Below are 23,311 nucleotides of genomic sequence, written 5' to 3'. Positions count from 1 at the left end.
ACAAGATTAACCTAGTATCACAATTTCGCCGGAACCGTTCTTGAACTTCAGCTTCGCATCGATTGAATCAAGGAAAATGGACTCGTTCGGTACAGTCGATTGTTCCAAGGGGATCAAGGAAATAAACTCCCCGCGCAACGCCTTCGCGTTGACATAACCGTTCTGCAATGTTTCCTTGCCCGCCCGGTCTCCAACGGACAATGCCCCTTGCCACGAAGCCCGCATTAACGGCTTCAATGTCCCGCCTGACATGCTGTTGAACTGCAAATCCGCCTTCTCGGCCCCAGCGGCCGAGCTTTGCTGCATCGCTACTACTTCGGCATACAATGTTTTTTGCGACGCCGCGTTGTGGGTGTACAGCTTCATACCGAATGTCGCCGCCGCCTTGTCTCTCTTGTACGTTTCCGTATATCGAGGTGTTCCAGGTTCGACCACATCGGTCGTATCCGGAGCCAGATTGACCACGAATTCACCCGACTGATTGAATCCGAAATTGTTGATCAACTTGGAGCCGCTGGCTCCGTTGTAAATCCCGTTCTTGTGGGCAACGCGATTAGGTACCGTCGAGCGGATCATGTTACCCGATATCATATTATTCGATCCTGTGCTGATGCGAATACCGGCATATATCGAACCGTCGATGTCCGCTCTCTTGTTCGGCGATAAGATGTAATTGTCCTGAATGACCCCCTCATTCAGATTGTTAATGAATATGCCGTCCTTGTTCGGAAAGGTGATGACATTGTTGCTGATGCAGCCGTTCTGCAGCAACGGTCCATCCGCAACGATCCCGTAATTCATTTGCTGGTGCGCATCACTGTACGCTTTGTTCCAGCCCGTATTTGTCGCCCCCACAAAGCTATTATTGCATAGCTCATATCCAGATTGGAATAAATTTGTAATACCGTCTGAATTGACGATTCTCACACCGTCGCCGAACGAAAAGTACACTTGATTGTCATTGATCATGCTGCGATCGACCGGGCCTTTGAAGAAGCCTTTGCAGTAATCGACCATGTTCCCTATCACTTGATTGCCGAATGCACGGATCGATGTGAATTCGATACACCAGGATTCCACACCGGGCGCAAGTAAGGAGACGTCCCTGCCCATCGAATGGAACCGATTCTGAACGAACCGGAATCCTCGGCAACCTGCGTTCGGATATTCATCGACGCTAACACCCTTAACACTGCTGGAAAATATATTATAGTTGAAGAAGACGTTTCTCCCCTTGCAGCGGACGCATTCGTTCAACTTGAAAAACCCGCAGTTCTGAATATCGCTGTCCAAATTCGAAAGCGTCTCCTGCCCCGAACCATCCGAACGGTCGATCATAATTCCATTGACCGTAGGCACATACGGATCTTGCGATATATTCCCGTCTCCTTCAAGCTGCAGATTTCTCATACCAAAGGCGTAATGCTTGACCTGAATCATCCAAGTGTTCGCTGTCGTACATAGGATACGAGGCGTGTACTCGCTCTTGAAATCGGAGTACAACGTCACCTCAGGTTGGTTGATTACGAGCGACTGGGTGATCCGGTAACTACCCTGTGGGAAATAAATGTTGCTTCTCGCTCCTCCGGCTTGAATCGCACTCTGTATGGCCGGTCCATCGTCATTGACACCGTCCCCCTTGGCCCCGAACCACTTTACGTTTAGAGAGCCGTCGAACAACCGTTTGAAGCGGGCGCCTGACGACGATACGAGCACCGTCCCCCCATTGTCGACGGACGTCGTATCTGTGGAATCGTACTGGAATGGACCTGCTTGCTTCCCATCCTTGACGAAATATGTGAATTCGGAATCCGGCGAGGCCCATCCACGGAGTTCATCCACCGTAACGGACACGCAGAAGTTCATATCCATTAGATCTTTCGGCTTCAGGTCCGGCTTCCCCATACGACCATACACGTTGTCTGTCACGGATGAACTGGCGAGTACGGTACTTGTGGCTCCGCCAATTACACTGCCTACAGCCAAGGCAGCTCCGGCTATTCCGAGTGATGACAGCATCGCCCTTCTCGACAACAGCTGCGGTTGCTCGACGCCACCACCGTTATCATTCTCCTGGCTCCTGTTCGTGTCGTGTTCCTTCGCCATGTCACACTACCTCCCCATTGACAATATCGATCCATTTCCCCCAGATCGTGAACGGATTAGGGTTCGGAAATCCGTCTGAGAACTTGTAATGCCAATTCGCCCCACTGTCACCTGTCAGGAAAATCCGGTTATCTTCGGTTACGGCGATACCGGTATAACCAGTCGTCGTTCCGGAATAGGTCGTAGCGAATGAAGTCCAATTGCACCCTCTTCCATCCTCCGACAGCAGCATGCGGGTATCCGGTCTGCCGTAGCTCAACACAAGCTTGCCGTCAGGTAGCAACCGCAGCGCGGGTAGCACGCTGTAGGTTAGCTCGGTTGTAGGACCCGGAATAGATTCCGGGTCGCTCCATGTTAGTCCTTCGTCCATCGATCGCGACTGGTACAACGGTTTATTGCTGCCGATTCTCATCACACAGAGCAGCGAGCTGTCGGCTAGCCGGGCTACTGTTGGTTCGCAATAACCCTCCGGTCCGACGTTCGGATCATAAGCAACCGTGGATAGAATACTCCAATTCACGCCGCCGTCAGTCGAATGTGCCCATACCGTGCGGTATTTGGTATCGGTCGAATAAAAGCCGTATAAGGCTGCACCCAGCGTACCATTCCCCATGTTGAGCACCCATGTGAAGGCGAAGCCTCCCCGGCCCGATCCTGCGACTACACATCTCATCGGAACCGGGGTAACCAGCTTGCCTTCAGTTGTCGTCCAAGTCTCCCCGTGGTCAGCGGACTCCACCCAACGAATCCGCTGCTCCGAGGACACCTCGCCTCCGATCATCTCAGCTACGAATGACGGTCCTCCGATAGCACCGCTATCCAGCTTGACGAGCGAGATCGGAAACCATTCGTGCGACTGGTAGTGCGGCCACGACTTACCAAGGTCGTCTGACATGCGCAGCCCCACGGACGGGGGCACATTCGCGTCGTCAATCGTCTGACTATAGTATACGAACAATCTCGTGCGCACACTTCCTGCAATCTCATCCTGAAAGGCTGCTGCGGCAGGAAAGGCACATAAATTCTCTCCCTCAGCCTTATCCACAACAACCGACTCGCTCTGCTGAAACTGATACCGATCCATCATTTCCTGTCCTCCTGTTAACTAATGATAGGCGGGTAGCCAAATGCCATGACGCTCGATCAACTCGTCGCACATAGCTACAATGTCGTCGATCGACAGCTCCGCCGACGTATGCGGGTCGAGTAAGGCGGCCTGATATATATATTCCTTCTTCAGTGTAGTAGCGGCCTCGATCGTCAGGAGCTGGGTGTTAATGTTCGTTCGGTTCAACGCGGCGCATTGCACAGGCAAATCACCGGCATAGGTTGGGGTCACACCGCTCGAATCGGCTATGCAAGCTACTTCTACACACGCTTCACGAGGCAAGTTAGGGATCAGTCCGGTGTTCATAACGTTACCGCCGAACTTGAACGGTATGTTCGTTTCGATCGCATCCAACAGGTAGGAGATGTATTCGTGCGACCGTGTATGGGTCAGGGCTGCATTGTTGACTAGTTCATCTCGCATCGTCGTCCATCTGTCGATCGCCCACACACACCGGCGTGGATACTCATCCAACGGAATGTTGAACCGGTCGATCAACTCCGGATAATTGCGCTTGATGAAATACGGGTGGTATTCGGCGTTATGCTCGGAAGATTCAGTGATGTAGTAGCCGAACCGGTTCATCAGCTCGAACCGTACCATATCGTTATGTTTCTCCTCCTGCTTCAGCGCGGCGCGCCGCTTGATCTCAGGGTACAAATCTTCACCGTTCCTCGTCACCTCGAGCAGCCAGGCCATATGGTTAATGCCGGCAATCTTCCATTGCACACCCGTCTCTTCCATTCCCAGATGCTTCAACAGACGCGGCGCGCATACTTGCACACTGTGGCATAGACCGACCGTGCGCACACCCCCATACGTATTCATCACATTCGTCAAAACCGCCATCGGATTCGTATAATTGAAGAACAAGGCATCTGGACACACTTCCTGAATGTCACGGGCAATGCCCATCATGACGGGGATCGTACGCAAACTACGGAATATACCCCCGATTCCAACCGTATCGGCTATCGTCTGGCGCAGCCCATACTTGTTCGGCACTTCAAAATCTGTAATCGTGCAAGGATCGTAACCGCCTACTTGAATCGTATTAATAATATACTTGGCTCCACGAAGCGCATCTTTGCGATCCAGATAAGCTCGGACCACACAGCTGCTACCTAGCTGTCCGATCAGATGGGTGAGCATCCGTTCGGCATCCTTGAGCCGTTCTGCGTCAATATCGAACAAAGCGAATTCAAATTGCGACAGCGAAGGGACAAGCATGCAATCCCCCAGTACATTTTTGGCGAACGCCACACTGCCTGCCCCGATAAACGTAATTTTGTCCACAGTCCATTCCTCCGAAACTATCATTTGTATGTTCTCTATTTCTGCTATACTATTGTTGAAATCAAGTACATTATTGGGACGGGGGTAGATATGATTGCGGTTCCCACACGAGCAATGCAGCCGTAAGACGTTTCAATACCGTTACTTGACCCCATCCACATTAAGCATGCGTCTTGGCGGCATAGGCTGGGAGCGTGTTCAATCCTCTGCCTACCGGTGGGATGGAATCAAGCGAACCGACGGTGAAGGGGTTATATTCCAATTCACCCTATCTGGACAAGGCATGATTCGCTATGGCAATCAGGAGTTCGTCGTCCCGAAAAATTGCGGATTCCTGTGTACACTGCCCAGTGACCACATCTATTACTTCGATGAGACTTACGACCATTGGGAGTTTCTCTTCATCGCGGCTCGCGGTGAGGATGCGATTCGGCATTGGCAATCGCTGATCGATCACTTCGGACCGGTCGTTTCCTTCGAGAATCAGATCGAACCGATCGTATGCATTAGCGAGCTCTACTCGCTGATCCATAATGACGTCGTGCTGGACAAGTACTACGTCTCCTCCCAGCTGTACCGATTCGTCATGGAACTGAATCGGATCTTGGAAGGTTACGATACATCGCAGTACAAGGATTCCCCCGAACCGGTTCGTAAAGCGATCCGCCAGATGCAATCCCAGTACGCGACCCCGCTCTCACTCGACATCATAGCCGCCAATGCCGGCCTGTCCAAGTGTCATTTCAGCCGCGTATTTCTGAACAAGACCGGCATCCAGCCGATGCAATATTTACGTAAGATCCGGATTGAGAAAGCTTCCGATTTACTAAGCGAAACGTCCAAGACGATGGAAACGATCGCACGGGAAACCGGATTCGACAACAGCAACTACTTCAGCCGCGTGTTCAAGGCAATTGTCGGGGTCACACCTCTCCAATACCGGCTAAGTGTGGGAACAGCACCAACTCACTCCCTACGCATCGAGAAATAACAAGAGGGCGTCAAGCCCTCTTCCTCACTTAATCTTGTCCTTCGCCAGCTCCGCCTTCAGCAGCTCATCCAGCTTCCTGAGCCCCGTATTGATATCCACCTTGTCTGCAGCTACATCGTGGAACGTCTGTGCCATCGAGTCTTGCTGCACGACCGTTGCCACATTGGCCGAACCCGGTTTCCGCTTGGGAGAGTACGGCGCCCATTCTTCATAGTAGAATAGTGATTTGATATTCTTGTTTTGCAAATCGGGACGGTCTTGTCCGTACGCATCCTTAATGCTCTTATTCACAACCGTTGGAAGTATGCCCTTCTTGGAATCAGCTAACTGAACTTCGTCCGACACCATCGCCATAATGACTTGGAACGCCTCATCCTTGTGCTTGCTCGTTGCAGCGATCGACCAGTATGCAGGTCCCCGCCATACCATCTTCTTCGGAGCGCCCGCCATCGTCGGATACGAGACGATATCCCAGTTGATTTCCTTCGGGATCGGCGTATATTGGCTGTACTGGTTAATCTGCATGGCGACGTTGCCCTTCTTGAACGCGTCATTAATTTCCGCAGGCCGGGTCGCTTCGATCTTGTTGTTCGATAGCTCATAGAACCGCTTGAAGTTCGTGAACAAGGACTTCCATTTCTCGGGATCATACAATTGATCCGCATTCGGATCGAGGATGGGATAACCGAACGGATTGTCGCGCAGCATCGCCATAATATTAGCGCTGAAACCGCGATACACGGTACCGCCCTCCGCTCTGCTCATTTTCTTAGCTAACTCGTACACTTCATCGAAGGTCATCCCGTCCTTCGGATAATCGACGCCGAATTTATCGAACAAGTCTTTGTTGTACGTCAGCACCATCGGGAAGTACGCGGGGTAAGGAATCCCGTATAAGGCGCTTGATTGCCCCGCATCGATCATCTCCTGAACGAACGACGGGTTGAATCGTTTCAGATCGTAGTTATATTTCTTGACGTATTCGTTCAAATCGGTACCGAGCTTGAGATCTAGGTAATTGTTTTTCAAATTGGGCACATCGGTCCGAATGAGATCTGGGGTTTCTCCCCGCGCGATTAACTCCGCCAATGAATTGCCCTTATCCGGCGGGATGTACTGGAGCTTGATATACGGGAACTTCTTCTCCAGTACCGCGCGGAACCGATCGTTGAATTCTTGCTCCTGAACCCCAAGCCCAAATACGGTTAAAGTTATCGGATCCTTCTTCACCTCCGGTGTCGCCGTTGGGGCCGTGGTTGGCGACTGTGTCGTCGTGCCCGGTGTTTGTCCTGAGCCGGCTTGTCCATTTCCTCCGCCGCAGCCCGCCAATGTGAACATCGTGAGACCAACCAGTAAACTCAGCCCAAATTTTTTATTCATGTTTATGACCTCCTTATTCGAATATAATCCCGTGAATCAACGCACAAAATTGCTACAGCAAGTTGGGGTTTATAAGCTGAATGCCTCTCCTCATTTCATTGGATATTTGCTTGATACTAGGATTATATAAAGTTCTGATCGTAATAAATACAGGATATTGTTTTGATTCGGATTCAAAATATTGCTGTTTTGAAAGCGTTATCCTTTGTCTTCAGCATCTTTACATAAAATCAGTCGTTACGTGATATTCGTCAACATTTCGCATATTAATAGTCATGAGCGAATACCTAACCTAGTGGAAGAAATTCAATTACAGGAGGGCGAATGATGAGTTCGAATATTTCATTACCGCAGGAAGTATATGATCAGGCGGTCGAGTTGCAAATCTCGATCGCGAACAAGAACGCTGAATCCGATCAACTCAGGCACGAAGCGGCGGCGGCTGTACATCAGTTGCTGGACCTTGTGGCTCCATATCAAACCCGAAATTGGATGGGCAATCCATTCGGCGGACCTGGTTTAGGCATGCCTGGTGGAGGCATGCCTGGTGGTGGCATGCCCGGTGGTGGCATGCCCGGTGGTGGCATGCCCGGTGGTGGCATGCCCGGTGGTGGCATGCCTGGTGGAGGCATGCCCGGTGGTGGCATGCCCGGTGGAATGGGCACCCTCGGCGGCCCCGGTGGTTCCGGGCTTCCCTGGAACCCTTCTCCCGGCTACAACCCGGGCGGTGGCGGGCAGCAGTGGGGCGGGCAAGGTGTCGACCCCCCAGTCCAAGCTCCGACATCACCCCCGCCGTCCACAATTCCACCTAAGCCTTTTTCGGCTACTGGTGCACCTGGGACGTTTGCCGTTGATCCTGGTGCAATCTCACGCTGTATGTTCAGGTTCACCTACGTATGGCTAACCAATCGCGAGCAATTCTGGTTTTTCCCAATCTTCGTCGGCCCTACATCAGTTGCCGGCTTCAGGTGGTTCCCCCAGTTCTTTAACTGGAGATACTTCGGAATCGACCTTAGGCGGATTGAATCATTCACTTGCTAGATCATACTTAACAGCAGGCCGGCTCCTCTATGGAAGCCGGCCTGCTTATTTGTGTGCTTGCCTGGCCTGTAGCGCGGTTTTTCAGGCTGTCGATTAACTGTGGACAAGAGGAGTGGAAAGTGAAAAAGAGGACCCCGGCGAGTTTTGGCTTGAACCTCCATACCGCTTAATCCCTTATACAATCCAAGGAGGTTTAAACAAGATGTTTGAGCACCCTAGGTCCCCGCAAAGTACTCGGAATATGCTCCGAAGCTTATCTTCACTTTGTGGGGTAAAGCTTAGGGGTCCTTTTTCACTTGGAACGGCCGTTTTGCTTCAATCAACAATGAATCGACAGCCTCTTTTTCCGCGCTATTCGTCAAGAGTGCGGATATCCGCTCTCCTGTCAGATGGTCTTGAACAACCTTAATTCGCAACAGGCCATAGAGCGGGATTCACGATATGTTCCGGCAAGTCAACATGTACAGCGACTATGTCGGCCCTGCCTGCCTCGCTGATAGCTGGGCTGTGGAACAGAAGCAGATTGTCGCGCACCTGTTCCGGTGTCTCCGCCCCGAAGACGATGCTATGGATTTGCGGCAGATCGCGGATGAACGATACCGCGAGCTGTGCTATGGTCATGCCCTCGCGGTCAGCAATCACCCGTAATGCCCTCAGCGGCTTCGCTGCATCTTGCAGATGTACAGGTAGCTCCTCGTCCTTCATGAACAGCAGCCCCTGCAAGAATATGCTGCGGGCGAACACCAGCTTGCCTGCCTGTTCCAACTTCTGCAATCCCCCGTAAGTAATCGGCCGAGTATCAAGCATGTTAATCGGAATCTGCATCGCCTCGAACACGTCGTCTTGCACGGTCTGCCACAGTTCATTGAATTGAGCCTGTGTCTGGACACGGAATGACACGCCCATTTTGTCCACAAGCCCCTCCTTAACAAGCTGCTTCGCCACTGTAGTAATCGTCGCTGCGTGCAAATCCAGCACTTCCGGATTGTGTATCATCATCACGGGCAGCTTCGCTACTTTCAGTTGCCGGAGCGATGTCGCAACGTTATCGTACATCATCCGTTCCACTTCGGCGGGGGTCACGGCAGCGCCGGCCTTCACATTCATCTTCGTCACGATTAGCGGACGCTCACGATCCCCGAAGTACTCGCTCAACACTTCCTCGGCGTTACCATAGGTGTTCGCGGTGTCGAAGCTGGTGATCCCACCCGCTATCGCTGTATCCAGAATAGAAGAGCTTGTCGTCATATCCGGCTTACCGCTCTTGTTGGCGATGCCATAAGGAATACCAAGCTGAACCGTACCTAATGTCAGTTTGGAAAAGGTTAAACCTCTCATAGTCACTTCTTGCACAGTGTACGCCTCCCTCAGTCTGGTCTATTTATCGGCACTAGGTAAATCTGGTTCATACGGGCCTACCAAGCGGTCCATCCGCCGTCAACAACGATATTCGCGCCCGTCATGAAACTGGATGCTCGGGAAGCCAGCAGCAGCACAGGTCCGACCAATTCCTCCGGACGGCCGGTGCGGCCGAGCATCGTCTTGCTATTCAGCTCCCGAAGGAATGCCTCATCCGGCTGGGTAGCCGGGTTCGGGAACGGGCCGGGGCTGATACAGTTAACCCGAATGTTCTTGCCGCTCAGATGGCCGGCGCAATACTTGGTCAACTGGATGACTGCCGCCTTACCCGCCCCGTAATTGACCGGATTGTTCGCGCCGCTGTCCCCATAGATGCGGGGGTCCGGCGACACCATGCCGTACATCGAGGCGAAGTTGACGATGCTCCCGCCGCCATTCTCCTCGAAATACGGGATGACTTCGCGGATGCAGCGGAACGCCGTGCCGACAGCCCCGTCAAGGCCCTTGAACCAATCCTCGTCGGACATCGCCGCAATCGTACCTTGCTTGCCGTACCCGGCACCGTACGTGGCGCCGTTAATCAGYACATCGATGCGTCCGTAACGTTCCTTGACGGTACGGAACGCGTTGCGAATTGATTCAGTGTCCGAGACATCGCAGGGCAAGAATAGAACTCGGTCCGGATGTGCAATATGCCCCTGGAACGCCATCCGGTCGGCCACGACGACAGTTGCGCCATAATCGACCAACGCCTCGGTCAACGTGGTGCCCAGAAAACCACTTCCTCCGGTTATGAGGACGACCTGCCCTTGTAAAGAAAATATGTTCTCCATGCTCTCAACACCTCACCCTTTCTATCGAACCATTGCTGTTGTTCGAATGGTGTAACGCTTCCGCCGCGTAGAGCGGGTAGATCCCATCCGCAAGCGTACTGACGGGCTCAGTCCCATTACGGAACACATCGACCAAATGTGCCACAGCGTTCACAATTGAGCTCGACCGGCCGAGCAATTGCAGCTCTTCCTCCTGCAACACCAGTTGGTTCAAGCCCTTCTGCACCGGGTGCTCCTGGGTTCCATGGAATCGAATCTCATCGCCGCCCTGGAGCAGTTCGATCCGACCTCCTTCAAGAAACAGATCCATCTCGAAGATGACGTAGTCACGGTCATCAAACCCTTCAGCCATACCCGTCACGGTACCACCTTCCAGCGTGAACTGGAACGAATAAGTCCAATCCTCTCGCTCGTCGAGTCTCGACTGCACTTGTCGCAGCACTTTGACTTGCTCCATCGAGCCGGCTACAAAGCGAACGAGGTCGAGCAAGTGAGAGCCCGTATTGGAGATGCCCCTCGTATAGCGTAGATGAATGCTTTTTAGCTTACCATAACGGCCGGACCGGACCGCCTCGCGGATACGGGCAGCGCCCACACTCCATCTTCGGGAGAGATTGACGACGACGGTACACCCATGCTGGTCTGCCAGAGCCGCGATCGCCTCCGCTTCTTGAATCGTCGTTGCAACCGGCTTCTCGAGGAAGATGAGCCGGGCGTCCGAACCCTCCAGCACCGTCCGCAGCAGGTCTAGTCGGACGTGCGGAGGTGTGCAGATGCTGACGATATCGAGCCGATGACGTTCCAGCATCTCTGTCAGCTCCAGATAGAACTTCGCCTCCGGCGCGACCTGTGCCAACCGGTCGCCCTGCTCCTGGCGAACGCCGACGGCAGCGACCAGGTCGATGTCAGGATTCAAATGATACGCCAGCGTGTGACTCTGAGGCAGCACCTTCCTCGGGATGTCGAACTGCAATCCAATGTTGCCCAATCCAATAACGGCCGCGTTGATCATGACAGCCTCCTTCGATCTATTGATTTCGATAGTTGTTACCCCTTCAATGCTCCCATCGTAATGCCCTTCGTGAAGTATTTCTGGAAGTACAGGAACAGCGCTAACACTGGCAGCGTCGCTATTACCGCCCCAGCCATAGCCACTCCGTAGTTGATCTCCAACTCAGACACCTTCTGTGCTACCTTGACCCCCACGGGCAGCGTGAAGTTGTTCATGTCCTTCAAAACGATCAACTGCCAGACATAGTCGTTCCAGGAACTGACGAACGTAAAGATCGCGAGCACACCCAGTCCCGGCTTGGAGAGCGGCAGGATGACCTTGCAGAACGTCTGCCATTCGTTGCAGCCGTCGATCTTCGCGGCCTCGATCAGCTCGCTAGGAAGTGTCTGCATGAACTGCTTCAAGAGGAACACGCCAAATGGCCAGCCCACAAGCGGAAGCAAGACTCCCCAGTGCGTATTGACAAGGTGCAGCTTGTTCATCATCTGGAAGAGCGGGATGAGCAGCACCGTATGCGGGATCGTCATGGATGCGATCATGGCCGCGAACAACCATTTGGACCCCTTGAACGTTATCTTGGAGAACGCATAAGCGGCCAGGGAGCTCGTCGCCACAACCAGTATGGTCGCGACTATCGAGATGAACAAGCTGTTATACAGCCAGTGGAACACCGGGAATTTGTTGAATAGCAGCTGGAAATTAGCGAATGTCGGCTTGGTCGGGAACCACTCCGGCGGAATTTGCAGAGCAACCTTAAGCTGCTTGACCGAACCCGCCAACATCCAATAAAACGGCCATAGGAAGAACAGCACGAAGACAGCCAAGAACGCATTCGTCACATATAGAGGCATTTTCCTAATCGTCATAATGGCACTCGCCCCTCTCTCAATACTCTACGTCAGATTTGAACAGCTTGAATTGAAGGAATGCAATCAGGCAAATAATGAGGCAGAGCACGATCCCCATTGCGTTGGCGATCCCGAAATTCATATTGACGAACGCTTCCCGGTAGATGAGCATCATAATCGTCGTAGTCTTGTATGCCGGACCGCCCCCCGTCATGAGCAGCACAATCGCGAATATTTGGAAAGCGCCAATCGTGCCTGTCACGACTACATAGAGTAACGTCGGCTTCAGCATGGGCAGCGTGATCGAGAAGAACGAGCGGACTTTCTTCGCTCCGTCCAGGGAAGCGGACTCGTACAGATCCGCGGGAATCCCGTTCAAAGCCGCAGTGAAGATCACGATGGAGCTGCCGATCGATGTCGTCAACAGAATCAACGTCAGGGCGAAGTACGCCCAATCTGCTCCGAGGAAATTGACGGACGACAAGCCCAGCGTCTTCAAGACATAATTGGCCAGTCCGAACTGGTTGTTATAGATGTATTCCCATACCATAGCTATGCTGACGAGCGAAGTGACGCCCGGTATATAGAAGGTCGCTTTGAGGAACGACTGCATTTTATTCGAATGGGTGTTGATCATGACAGACAAAATCAGCGAAAGTACGGTGACCGCAGGCACCAGGCAAACGACGAAAACAAGCGTATTCCGAACCGCCTTGCGAAATAGCTCATCCTGGAATATCGTGACATAGTTGTCCAGACCCGCCCAGTAGTACTCCGTATAATCGAAGCCGAACAAGCTCGAATATACGGAAGATAAAATCGGATACATGACGAAGGCGAGGAAAAAAACAAGCATGGGCAGCACGAATAGCCATCCGTTCAATTCCCTGCGCAGCTGTAAGCGTCCAATATGATTAGTTCTCATCCTTGTTCTCCTTATAACCCAGATTGTGCATGGTGAAGGTTCGTTGCTATATGAGGAAAGAGACGGGCCACAATAAGCAGGACCCGCCACCCCTGACGCTACTTGGTGTACTTCTTGATGACGTCATTGAATTTCTTGGAAATGTTGTCGATCGTCTGCTTCGGTGTAGCGCCCTTGATGAACATCTTCTGCATCTCCGGGAACATCGCAGCACGCATCTCTGGATAACCCTTGATCCCAAAGCCCGGATCGACGATTGGCCATTCCTTAGCCTTCGTTGCCAGCTTCGCCAGGAACTGCAGCTCCGGATCGCCCTCCGTCCACGTTGGAGGTTTGCCGAACGGATTGAATCCTTTCCCCGCAGTCGCGAATGTCGGACTTTCTACTTGTGACCAGTATAGGAACCGCTTTGCCCATTTTTCCTTCAACGGGTCATTCTTCTTGAACACGACACCAAATCCGGTCTCCATCTTCAGCGCAGACTGTCCTTTCTTCGGAGAAGGATAGTTGACGTACATGTACTCATGCGGGCCAACTACGCTGCCGTCCTTCAATCCACTCTTCACGATTTCCGAATGAGCGGCGGTGCCCACGACCATTCCGTTCTTCTTTTGCTTCCAGTAGTCCAGGGCATTCACAGCAGAGATCGTCTCCGGATGCGGGTGAACGAGACCTTCGTCTACGAGCGATTGGAAAAATGCAAGCGCTTGCTCACCTTCCGGCGAATCAGCCGCCGTATACTTCGTGTAGTCCGCATTGAACAGCTTAGCCCCGAATGCCGTCATCGTGTTGTAGTACAATTGGTCGCCCTGCTCGTTAATGGCGAAGGAGGTCAAACCGTAGACGCTCTTATCCTTGTTCGCCACTGCCTTGAGCGCGGCCTTGAACTCCTCCGGCGTCCACGTGCGGAATTCATCCTTAGGCAGCAAGTTCTCCGCATTCGCTTCCTTCCACAACGACTTGTTCAAGATCAACCCGACGAGCGTAGCCGAGAACGGCATCGTCACGATATTGCCGTTCACCGCCACCATCTTCATAACATCGGGATTCTTCTTGACCAGTTCAAGCTCGGCAGGCGGAATTGCATCATCGAGCGAAGCCAGCGCGCCCATCTGTCCGTAAGCCAACGTCCGACCAGGGTAATCGAACAAGATGTCGGGCGTTGTCCTAGAGGCGATGGCCGTTGTTACCTTCTCATTAATGCCTTCAAACGGCACCATCTCTACATTAATCTTCACATTCGGATACAGTGCATTCCATTCCTTCATCAGATCACTCTTGATCCAATCGCCCGGCTGTTGACCAGGCAATGTTCCTGTCGGTGTAGCCCATAACGTTAATTCTGCTTTCTCGTCTTTGTTCAGCTCCCCTGGTTTAGCTGACGTGGATGGCGCTTGCGAAGCATCTGGCGACTTGCTTGCGGTCGGTTTGCTGCCACTGCTGCTGCAGCCGATCACTGAACCGGCGAGCGCAATGGTGAGCAGAAGCGTCCCCCATGTACGATAGTTACCTGTTCTCTTGACCGATTGGGTCATCTGTTGTTCCTCCCTTTTGTCCTTGGTTTGACGCTTGCGTCTGGTATGAAATGATTCCCGCAAGCGTTTTCATAACCAAGGTATCATGCTGTTCCAAAATACGACTAGGTGAAATATGGCGGAATAGGGGTGGTTTCCTACACTTTCCTGTCAGATCGGAGATTAGGAACCAGAAACAGAGAATATTAACCTTTTTCCACTATGCCTCTTGCTTATGAAACCATGTTCTCTTGCGGTATTGTGAAGGCGACAGCCCCGTATTCTCCTTGAACCAGATGCCGAAGTAATGCGGATCGACGAAACCAACGCTTCCAGCGACCTCTTTGACTTTCACATTCGAATTCGATAGCTGCTTCTTCGCTTCTTCCAGCCGAACGCCGCCCACATAATCGACGAATCCCAATCCCACTTCCTTCTTGAACAGTTGACTGAAGTAATTCGCCGTTAATCCGAACTGACGGGCCATATTCTCCACGCTTAGCTCCGGGTTGTGGTAGCCATCGCGGATCAGCTCCACCGATCGAATGACGTTCGGGCTTCGCATATTGCCGCGATTCGGTGCAGCCCCGATGTGCTCTTTCACCACGATCAGGAAATCTCGACAATTCTTCTCAAGTGGCTCGGCCGCTAGACGCGTATCCATGTTACGGAACAGATCGTGTGCTGCCTGCTCGCTGAAACTGCCGAACTTCATCACTTGTTTGTATAAGTAATGGTACATCGCTACTAGAAACGTCGTCATAATGTGCGGGGCCAAGTGGTTGCTCTTCGCGAATTCCATCAGCTCATTCATAACAGCCACGCATTGCTCGTAATCGCCTTCGTCAATATAGAACACGAGCCTGTTCTCGAACGACTCCGGGTACTGGGTATGCTGCGAATCTCCAGCGTGATAGATGAATGCATCCCCTTCCATCCGGTCTCGCACCGCATATTTCATTAAAGTTTTGGCTTCCTCGTAGGATGTCTTCACAAAATTCACATGGTCGTACCCGTGGCCGACAAAGGCGAAAGCGTCCAAGCCGTACTGTTCTCTTAGCTTGAGTAGAAGCTGTTCGAGGAACGGGAGGACCGACTCCGAACTACTGTTGAAGATGAGGCAATATTGATAGGCTGACAATGAAGCCGATAGGACGGAGCCTTGTGGTCCCGTCTTCTCTGTCTTCTCCGTGTTATCCCCCTTCACCACATTCTCCACCCTCTCGACGTTCAGGAGCAGCGACTCCGCTTCTTCTACAGATTGCTCCGATGGCGTGCCGTGCAGATACAGCAGCGCCACCTGGAACCGGTCGTGCTCGAAGCGGATATCGAGTTTCCGCTCATAAGCTTGCAGCTCCTCATCGTTCATGCTCCGCTCTAGCATGGAGCGAATGAACTTCTCGCGGATGAGCGGTACGCCTTCCCGAATCTTATCAAGCATATTGTTGTAGGCCACGCCCAGAATACCGAATTCGTCCTTGTACTGGGACTGGAATTTGGCCATTAGATTGCCACGCTCCACGTCCCGGATCAGCTTGACCATCTTGCGAATCGGCATGGATATTGTTCGTGCGATAAGCGTCGAGACGACCAGCATGATCACGAGCGAGAGGAACAAGAAGATGATCCAGAGGGAATTGACACGTGTCAAATCTTTCAACAGGATGCTCGTCTTGATGGTATGAACGAACACCCAATTCGTCAGTGGATATTTGGCATACGCCACCATATAGGACTCACCTTCGTAGTTGCGTGTGACGAATCCTTTCGTTCCCGGAAGCCCTCTCGCGTCAATCACTTGCGCAATACCGCGGTCCTTTCCACCAGTTGTGTACACATACCCGTTTGTATCGGCGACACTGCTTGCGCCCTCGGACAAATTCGACGATGTCAAGAACGTATCGAAGATTTGCGGTGAGATGGCGACGACCAGATACCCGATCAGGGACAGATCCATCTTGTTGTAGATCGCTTTGAACAATACAACCGACGTTTCATTTCCTTTCCACTTAACGAACGACCAGTATGGAGCACCGCCTGATTTTTGCGCCAAATCGTACCAGCCTTGCTTAATGAAATCTTCACTGGTCAAGTAGCCGGGGTTCATGGATAAGCTGAGGTTGGCGTCGAAAACGTTCTGATATCGATCCACCAAGTAGATCGCCCCAATCCCGTAGACGTTGTCCCACATCTGACGAATCTGGGTAAGCACGTCGTTGTACGCACGAATCCGTTCTTCGCCGTTCAGCAGATTCATATTGCCTGTCAGTCTCTCCTGCACGCGCTGACTATAGATAAGCACCTGGGATGCTTTCTCGATGCTCTGCAAATAATTGTCCAAACTCCCGGTATACGACTCGATCCGCTGCTGAATTACGCTTCCCTCTCGTTCCACAATCATGTTGCGGATGAACGTGGAGGACAGCAGGGCGAACGTAACCAGAGTGACGAGCGATACGAAGGCGAACGAAAGCCAAAGCTTCTTCACCAATTTCAAGTTATGAAACCCGCGAATCAAGGTGCTCATCTGAATTGTATAGCCCCCTTCATCTAATCTACATTACCTCGCCTATTAACTATTGGTAACTACTATATCACCTATATGCAAAATACACCATACTATGATACTTCGTCTCATATTACGTGACGTCAGCAAAAAAAGATATGAGGTGGGTTTCCGAAGAAGGCTGGCCTGCTTTGTTCTTACCTCAATGGATAGATGAGTTCGATAGGCTCCTCTTTCAGTCCATCGAAGTACCCATAATTATGGTCAGCTCCTGCGAGGATCAGGATCCTCTTCCCCTGATTGCGCTTGATCACATTCTTCACACGCTGAATCATGATCAAGTGACGGTTCACCCAGCGGAATACATAAGAATCGGCGTTCACCTGCTCCAGCCACATGTGCTTGGCTCTAGCTATCTCGTCATAGGCGGTTGAATTGAACGGGATCGCACTCTGGCTGAACGTGGCGAACTGCTTCTCCATCCACGCTGTCTGTTCGGCTTCGAGCTGCTTCCTCACTTCCTCTGGATAACGGATAAAAGGATTAAAATCCCACCAAACGTCCAGCTCCAGCCAATCCACTGGTTCAAAGCGGATGCCCTTCTCCAAGCATATGGGAAAGATAAGCCGCCAATACTCACTCGCAGGTTCTGCCCAATATGCCTTGTACATGGGGTCCGGCGATTGCCAATATCCCTCATAAGCAATTCCTCGCGAAATCAGATCCCAGCTCGATGGCAGCACCTCGCCACAGATCACATCGGGATGGAACTCCGTGATCAGTTCCTCGATCAGCCCTAGCGTTAAGCCGTATTGGTTGCGGGTTTCGTCATCATGCATGACGCCTAGAATGCCGACAGTCGTTTGGTTGAACGTTTGATCACGTGAAGTCATTTKTATCACCTCATAATAAATTTGATATTCATGTAATTATACATATATCTAATTTGATAGTAGTGTAATTCCAGTTCATTGTCTATAGTCGACAGGAAAAAGCAATCCATCTCACGAATGATACAAAGATATATGACTTCGAATAKAGAATCCAATCGGGAATGTCGAACTTCAGCCTCATGGTAATCGTATGGCGAAGCCATGAAGCACCCCTATGTCGGAGTAAGTGTTGTGATTCGGCACTTGGATTATGGGCACATATACAAAACAAAGTGAGGTGCTTCTGGATGAAGGTAGTCTTCTTCGATCTCGATGAGACGCTAACCGATCACAAATATGCATGTCAAATGGGGCTGAACACCATCATGGAATTGCACCCCGGACTACGGGTCAAGACGGTGGAGCAGTTGGAGAACGAGTTCTGGAGGCTGTTAAACGGCAACTACAATCAGGTGCTGCAAGGCCAATTATCGATGAACGAGACTCGAATCGAACGAATCGCCACGCTGTTCAGGGGGTGCAACCTGAGCGTTCCGGAAGGAATGGATCATCTGGCTGACTTGTATGTAGAGCAGTATGATCAATCGTTCCGGGCCGTTCCTGGTATGGCAGACGTACTCGCCCGCATCAAGGAGCAAAGCCTGAAGATTGCCATCATCACGAATGGCTTCACGAAGGTTCAACAGAAGAAGCTCGAACTGTGCAAGCTCGCTTCATACGTGGATGAGTTGGTTACGTCGGAGGAGGCGGGTGCGGCCAAACCTGATCCTGCTATATACAAGGAAGCACTGAGGAGATGCAACGTAACACCAGAAGAAGTCTTCATGATCGGAGACATGTGGCACAATGATATTGAATGCGCACATGCATTAGGCATCCGTACTGCCTGGTTCAATCGACGCAATGAGCCGTGTCCCGATACGTCCATTACCCGCGTTTTTTCGGATCCTATGGAACTGCTGGACATTTTATTCATATGAATCATTCATCAAGTTCGATTGCTGATATTATATATAACAGGATATAGCCCTGCAAAACTTATTCGTCTGCAAGACTTTTATACCTGTAAGGGCGACACTCTATCCATCTCGCTTGTACGTCAATTCCAGAACATACCTTTCGGATCGCGATCAACTTGCTGCAGTTGCTTCTCGAAATCTTCATCTGGCGTTATATCGTCCACGAAATGCCACTTGTCCTTGCTGTCTCGCCAATACACGCTCCACTTGTTCGTTTGCTTGTCCAAGCGGAATTGGGCTACGTCCAGTTCAATCCACCGATCCCTCGTGTAAGCCAACCGTTCTTCGAATAGCGTGACAGAATGGCCTCTGAATTTGTAATTCAGCTTCAACTCGCTTCGAACGTGCCTCGGCACTTTAATTTCTACGAACAATTCCAGAATGCGGTCTACTCGTATTCTCGTAAATTCATCCAACATCTCAATAATCACCTATGTATTAGATTGGGTCCTCTTGCAACCGATCTTTCCATTGTAGCAAAAAAAAGGACTGGCTGCGTGCAAAAAAAAGGAGGACCTTCCCAACGGGGGAGGTCCTCAAATTGTATATTAAAAAGGGGGTCTTGTTTATTATAATACCCGACTCACGTTAGAGTACGATGACAGCAATATTTCATTTGTGTAACAAATTTGACGAAATTCGTCGACTGGTTCTAAGGTCGTATATTTTTTTCTTTCTATTTTCGGGCAAACTACGTAGAATATATGGTGGACGACTACATTCTACGGAGGGGATCAATCATTCGGGTGAAAAAACCGGTCCTCCAATTTATACTCAGCTCGATAGTCCTATTCGCGGTGCTTACAGCTTTTCTCGTGCAGAAATGGGGTCAGTTCTCCTTCCTCCCCGATAACCGCGTCTATGATGTCATTATTGTCGGAACCGAGCTTGAGGGTATGTATTTGGCCAAACGTGCTCATGATTCGGGCCTGAAAGTCAAAATATTGGAGTCTTCCCCCCACATAGGCGGACAATTGCTTCAAGGGGAAATGCTTTACCTAGACGAAACGTTCGACGATCAAGGAAAATCGCTGCTTCAAGGTTCCATTAAATCATTGTTCGAACGGTATTATGGCGGTGAGATCCGCAAGCTTTCCGAATTCAAAGCGTATTTCAACCAATTGATCAAGGGAATACCATTGGAAAAAAATGCGAAGCTGACTGCGGTTGCCGTTCAAGATAAGCACGTTCGTTCCATCACGTATGAAACGAAGTCCGGCCGGTCGAAGACGGTGAAAGCCAATTACTTCGTGGACAATAGCGACAGCGCCCAGGTGATCCAGCATTTAGGAACACAACCCATGCCAGGACTGGAGTCACTGTACCATGCGCCACAGAAAGAATACATGAGCGCCACGTACATGATGAAGTTCAAAAATGTTGACTGGGAGCGATTTTACGGATCGTTCTGGCAACTGAGCAAGCCGGAACGTACGACGCTGTATGGACCTGAGACGTATGTCGATGCTAATATTGCCTACGGATTTCCTCCGATTGTGGCTCGCTATGAGCTGAAAAATCCAGACAAGACGAATTTGCGCGGCTTGAACATTTTGAATCAAAAAGACGGCGAAGTCATCATCAACGCTCTTCAGGTTTACGATGTCGATCCTAGCCGCCCAGAAACGATCACCGCCGCCATGAACGTGGCCAAGGAGGAAATGCCGCGTATCCGCGATTTGCTCCGCCAGCACATAAACGGCTTCCAGAACGTCGAGTTGAATGGGGAGCCTGAATCCCTGTATGTGCGCGAATATAATCATTATCCGACGGAATATGTGCTGCAAGCTTCCGATCTGCTTGGTGGCACGATGTTCTGGGATAATGTCAGCGTTGGCGGCTACTTTATTGATATCCAGGGGTCCCGCTCGAACCGGGAAGGCTTCGCCATCGGCAAGCCGGACAAGTACGGAATTCCCCTGCGCAGCTACTTACTCAAGGATGTAGATAACTTGATAATGACCGGCAAGCTGGTCGGCTCCTCGTATGTAGCTTACGGGAGCGCTCGCATCCAACCGAATGGTGCATTGGCGGCCGAAAGCATCGGTCTGCTGCTCGCTCAATTCAAGGGGGTTAACCTGAAGCAATTGACGAAGGAGCAGATGTCTCAGTTCCACACCATGATGAAAGACAAGTACAGCATTCAGTTGAATCCAGCACCTGGAACTAGCAAGATATCAGGGATGGCGGCTGAAGATATCGAGGATCTGAACGAAGGGCATATTACACTGCTCTCTAACGCCTCCCAAGCGAGAACACTGCCATTCATCCGTGTGTTCTTCGACGATAAGGAAGTGAAATTCACGGCGCACAGGCCGGTCATCATTGACGGCAAGACGTGGTCACCTGCTGAAGAGCTGCTCAAGTCGTTCGGTGCTTCCTTCGTTAGAATCGACCTGGATCACAAAGAAATTCGTTATTCGATGGCAAACAGCGACGAGTTGAAAACGATCTCCACTCCATTGAACATCTTGAACAATCGGGTGTTGATCAACCTACGTGATATCAGCGAATATTTCGGCTATAAGGCTTATTGGGACAATCAGAATCGGATGATCAATATTTACAGCAAGTAGGTGTAATACTAGAGCTAATAGCCCACTTGAACCCCGTCTGTGGCGGGGTGTTTTTTTTCGAATTTTACAGTTGGCAAAATGGCAGGAATAGCGTATGATAAGTATCACCATCCTTATTTATAATTATTCTAAATAAGAATGTTTCTCAAAGGACAACTACTTACGAAGCAACTTTCAATGGAAAGTTTATAGGAGGCGACTTTATGTACGATTACCATCATCTTCAGCACGAAAAGCAACAAAGCCGCTCCAAGAAAGCATTATGGACGACATTAATACTTACCGCCTTCTTCACGATTGTAGAGATCGTTGGTGGATTAATCTCCAACTCGCTTGCACTCCTATCGGATTCCGCTCACATGGTATCCGACGTGATCGCTCTTGGACTCAGCATGACCGCCATCTACATGGCCACCCGGCAGCCAAATGCCCGGTTTACATTCGGTTATTTACGCTTCGAGATCATTGCTTCGTTCTTGAACGGACTTGCCCTGTGCGTCATTGCGCTAGGAATTTTTTATGAGGGAATTCTGCGATTCATTCATCCAGAGGAGATCAACCTTGGTCTGATGCTAGCGATTGCATCCATCGGGTTTCTGGTCAACCTGATTCTTACGATTGTGCTCAGTCGGAGTATGAAGGAAGAAGAAAATTTGAATGTACAAAGCGCTTTATGGCATTTCTTCGGCGATTTACTTAGCTCGGTTGGCGTTATTATTTCGGCTATTATTATTTACTTCACAGGGCTGCTATTCTTCGATCCGTTGATCAGCTTGGTCATCGGGGGGATCATATTCATCGGGGGCGCGAAGATCGTGAAGGAGTCGACACTGATCCTGATGGAGTCCGTACCCGAGAAGTTCGATCTGGATGAAATCCGGGCTGCGATCGGGCAAGTCGAAGGTGTCGAAGATGTGCATGAAATGCATCTGTGGGCTATCTCCTCCGACCATTATTCACTGACCGCTCACGTGTTCATCGACAATAAGATCCAGCCGTTCTGCATCATTCTTGCGATTAACGAGACACTGAAGGACAAATACGGGATTGAGCACTCCACGATACAGATGGAGGAGGCGCACATTCACCCGCATGGCGAGTACGGCAAGGAGTTTTTGCGGCAAAAGGAAGAAGAGGAGCAGCRGGAGCAGGAAGAGCTTCCGTCGAACCTCAAGAACACTAACCAGCTGGTATGACCTATCACATGTAGAGAACTGAGTTCTATTCAACGTCTACAATGCGACATTCGTTGAATAAGAGAACTCAGTTCTTTTTTCTCCAAGGCTGCTCGATGCTATTTCTTCTTGATTGCTATATTCCAAACTCGTTTCAGGGTTGCAATCCAACTATTGCCTATCCATGCATGAGCCGATATAATGATTATATGCAAACATATGTTTGTTTCCGATACCTATCACATAGTCAACTTTGGAGGAAACATGAAAGGAACGACACACCTCGCCATCGGGGCCGCCATTGGAGTGGCAGCCGTCGCCTATTATCCGCTCAGCTTAACTAACTCTGCGTTGTATATCGCAGTTGCCTCTTTTTCCGCCCTTAGTGCGGATCTGGACGGGCCCAGCCTACTGACCAGCAAGTTGGGCAGAATTTCTAGACTTCTTCAGAATCTAGTTCTAGGGTTTGGTGTTTTTTTAACCGCATCCGTTTTGTACATGTACTTTTTCCAACACTTGTTTTACCGGACATTTGCTGTGATTGCCGTCACGACCCTATTGCTCGGTTTCGTGGCGAGAGCAGGCTTCATCCGGAATGCTATGGTCAGTTCTGTCGGAATTGGACTGATTTACTCAGGCTTGGTCTGGAATATGACCTGGTTAATCGCTTTCGGCGTGTATGTGGCTTGGGTACCATGGCTTAAGCATAGAGGGATGACTCATACCGTG

At 50.8% G+C, this 23,311-nt stretch carries 19 protein-coding genes; 6 read left to right on the top strand and 13 right to left on the bottom strand.

Annotated features, from left to right (window positions below):
* Positions 1–6: 6 nt before the first annotated feature.
* Genes AC1DWB_RS23250 through melA form a run of 3 tightly spaced genes read right to left on the bottom strand, consistent with a single transcriptional unit; the run spans position 7 to position 4,510 of the window.
* Positions 7–2,106 carry a right-handed parallel beta-helix repeat-containing protein gene (locus tag AC1DWB_RS23250; protein ID WP_477543479.1) on the bottom strand — a complete coding sequence of 700 codons (2,100 nt, stop codon included), beginning with the start codon at positions 2,104–2,106 and terminating at the stop codon, positions 7–9.
* A 1-nt stretch (position 2,107) separates the two neighbouring features.
* Positions 2,108–3,193 carry a sialidase family protein gene (locus AC1DWB_RS23245; RefSeq protein ID WP_477543478.1) on the bottom strand — a complete coding sequence of 362 codons (1,086 nt, stop codon included), beginning with the start codon at positions 3,191–3,193 and terminating at the stop codon, positions 2,108–2,110.
* A gap of 18 nt (positions 3,194–3,211) precedes the next feature.
* Positions 3,212–4,510: an alpha-galactosidase gene (melA, locus tag AC1DWB_RS23240; protein ID WP_477543477.1), complete on the bottom strand. Its 1,299-nt coding sequence runs from the start codon at positions 4,508–4,510 to the stop codon at positions 3,212–3,214.
* Positions 4,511–4,604: 94 nt separating this feature from the next.
* On the opposite strand from melA, the gene AC1DWB_RS23235 reads away from it, so the two are divergent.
* Positions 4,605–5,501 (top strand): helix-turn-helix domain-containing protein, encoded by an 897-nt coding sequence (locus AC1DWB_RS23235; RefSeq protein WP_477543476.1) that lies wholly within the window; start codon positions 4,605–4,607, stop codon positions 5,499–5,501.
* A 24-nt stretch (positions 5,502–5,525) separates the two neighbouring features.
* On the opposite strand, the gene AC1DWB_RS23230 is transcribed toward AC1DWB_RS23235, so the two are convergent.
* Complete coding sequence (locus AC1DWB_RS23230; protein ID WP_477543475.1) at positions 5,526–6,881, bottom strand: ABC transporter substrate-binding protein; 1,356 nt, start codon at positions 6,879–6,881, stop codon at positions 5,526–5,528.
* A gap of 324 nt (positions 6,882–7,205) precedes the next feature.
* Here AC1DWB_RS23230 and AC1DWB_RS23225 point away from each other — a divergent pair, with 324 nt between their 5' ends.
* Positions 7,206–7,922, top strand: coding sequence for a hypothetical protein (locus tag AC1DWB_RS23225; protein WP_477543474.1), 717 nt, complete (start codon positions 7,206–7,208; stop codon positions 7,920–7,922).
* Between the two features lie 405 nt (positions 7,923–8,327).
* Here AC1DWB_RS23225 and AC1DWB_RS23220 read toward each other — a convergent pair whose 3' ends face one another.
* The 8 genes from AC1DWB_RS23220 to AC1DWB_RS23185 all read right to left on the bottom strand — a co-directional run bounded on the left by AC1DWB_RS23220 (position 8,328) and on the right by AC1DWB_RS23185 (position 17,812).
* Positions 8,328–9,275, bottom strand: a complete 948-nt coding sequence (locus AC1DWB_RS23220; protein WP_477543473.1) for an aldo/keto reductase — start codon at positions 9,273–9,275, stop codon at positions 8,328–8,330.
* Between the two features lie 62 nt (positions 9,276–9,337).
* Positions 9,338–10,114 (bottom strand): SDR family oxidoreductase, encoded by a 777-nt coding sequence (locus AC1DWB_RS23215; RefSeq protein ID WP_477543472.1) that lies wholly within the window; start codon positions 10,112–10,114, stop codon positions 9,338–9,340.
* Between the two features lie 4 nt (positions 10,115–10,118).
* Positions 10,119–11,126, bottom strand: a complete 1,008-nt coding sequence (locus AC1DWB_RS23210; protein ID WP_477543471.1) for a Gfo/Idh/MocA family protein — start codon at positions 11,124–11,126, stop codon at positions 10,119–10,121.
* A 35-nt stretch (positions 11,127–11,161) separates the two neighbouring features.
* Entirely contained in the window at positions 11,162–11,992 is an 831-nt protein-coding gene (locus AC1DWB_RS23205; RefSeq protein WP_477543470.1) for a carbohydrate ABC transporter permease, read from the bottom strand.
* A gap of 19 nt (positions 11,993–12,011) precedes the next feature.
* Positions 12,012–12,899: a carbohydrate ABC transporter permease gene (locus tag AC1DWB_RS23200; protein WP_477543469.1), complete on the bottom strand. Its 888-nt coding sequence runs from the start codon at positions 12,897–12,899 to the stop codon at positions 12,012–12,014.
* A 98-nt stretch (positions 12,900–12,997) separates the two neighbouring features.
* A complete protein-coding gene (locus AC1DWB_RS23195; protein ID WP_477543468.1) occupies positions 12,998–14,434 on the bottom strand; it encodes an ABC transporter substrate-binding protein in 1,437 nt (478 codons plus the stop codon).
* A gap of 199 nt (positions 14,435–14,633) precedes the next feature.
* Positions 14,634–16,940: a helix-turn-helix domain-containing protein gene (locus AC1DWB_RS23190; RefSeq protein ID WP_477543467.1), complete on the bottom strand. Its 2,307-nt coding sequence runs from the start codon at positions 16,938–16,940 to the stop codon at positions 14,634–14,636.
* Positions 16,941–17,116: 176 nt separating this feature from the next.
* Positions 17,117–17,812, bottom strand: coding sequence for a hypothetical protein (locus AC1DWB_RS23185; protein ID WP_477543466.1), 696 nt, complete (start codon positions 17,810–17,812; stop codon positions 17,117–17,119).
* Positions 17,813–18,099: 287 nt separating this feature from the next.
* On the opposite strand from AC1DWB_RS23185, the gene AC1DWB_RS23180 reads away from it, so the two are divergent.
* Positions 18,100–18,792 carry an HAD family hydrolase gene (locus tag AC1DWB_RS23180; protein WP_477543465.1) on the top strand — a complete coding sequence of 231 codons (693 nt, stop codon included), beginning with the start codon at positions 18,100–18,102 and terminating at the stop codon, positions 18,790–18,792.
* A 119-nt stretch (positions 18,793–18,911) separates the two neighbouring features.
* Here the strand turns inward: AC1DWB_RS23180 and AC1DWB_RS23175 are convergent, their stop codons facing one another.
* The gene (locus tag AC1DWB_RS23175) at positions 18,912–19,250 is read right to left on the bottom strand and encodes a DUF3024 domain-containing protein (protein WP_477543464.1); all 339 of its coding nucleotides are present in this window, start codon (positions 19,248–19,250) and stop codon (positions 18,912–18,914) included.
* Positions 19,251–19,577: 327 nt separating this feature from the next.
* Between AC1DWB_RS23175 and AC1DWB_RS23170 the strand changes: the two genes are divergently transcribed.
* The 3 genes from AC1DWB_RS23170 to AC1DWB_RS23160 form a co-directional block, all read left to right on the top strand.
* Positions 19,578–21,407 carry an FAD-dependent oxidoreductase gene (locus tag AC1DWB_RS23170; protein ID WP_477543463.1) on the top strand — a complete coding sequence of 610 codons (1,830 nt, stop codon included), beginning with the start codon at positions 19,578–19,580 and terminating at the stop codon, positions 21,405–21,407.
* Positions 21,408–21,610: 203 nt separating this feature from the next.
* Entirely contained in the window at positions 21,611–22,603 is a 993-nt protein-coding gene (locus AC1DWB_RS23165; protein ID WP_477543462.1) for a cation diffusion facilitator family transporter, read from the top strand.
* A gap of 243 nt (positions 22,604–22,846) precedes the next feature.
* Positions 22,847–23,311, top strand: a 465-nt coding sequence (locus tag AC1DWB_RS23160; protein ID WP_477543461.1) for a metal-dependent hydrolase, incomplete at its 3' end; no start/stop codon positions are given.

The organism is Paenibacillus sp. P4_E11, from assembly GCF_056401635.1.
Note: the sequence above shows the minus strand (reverse complement) of the source record. Positions and strands in the feature narration are given on the sequence as shown.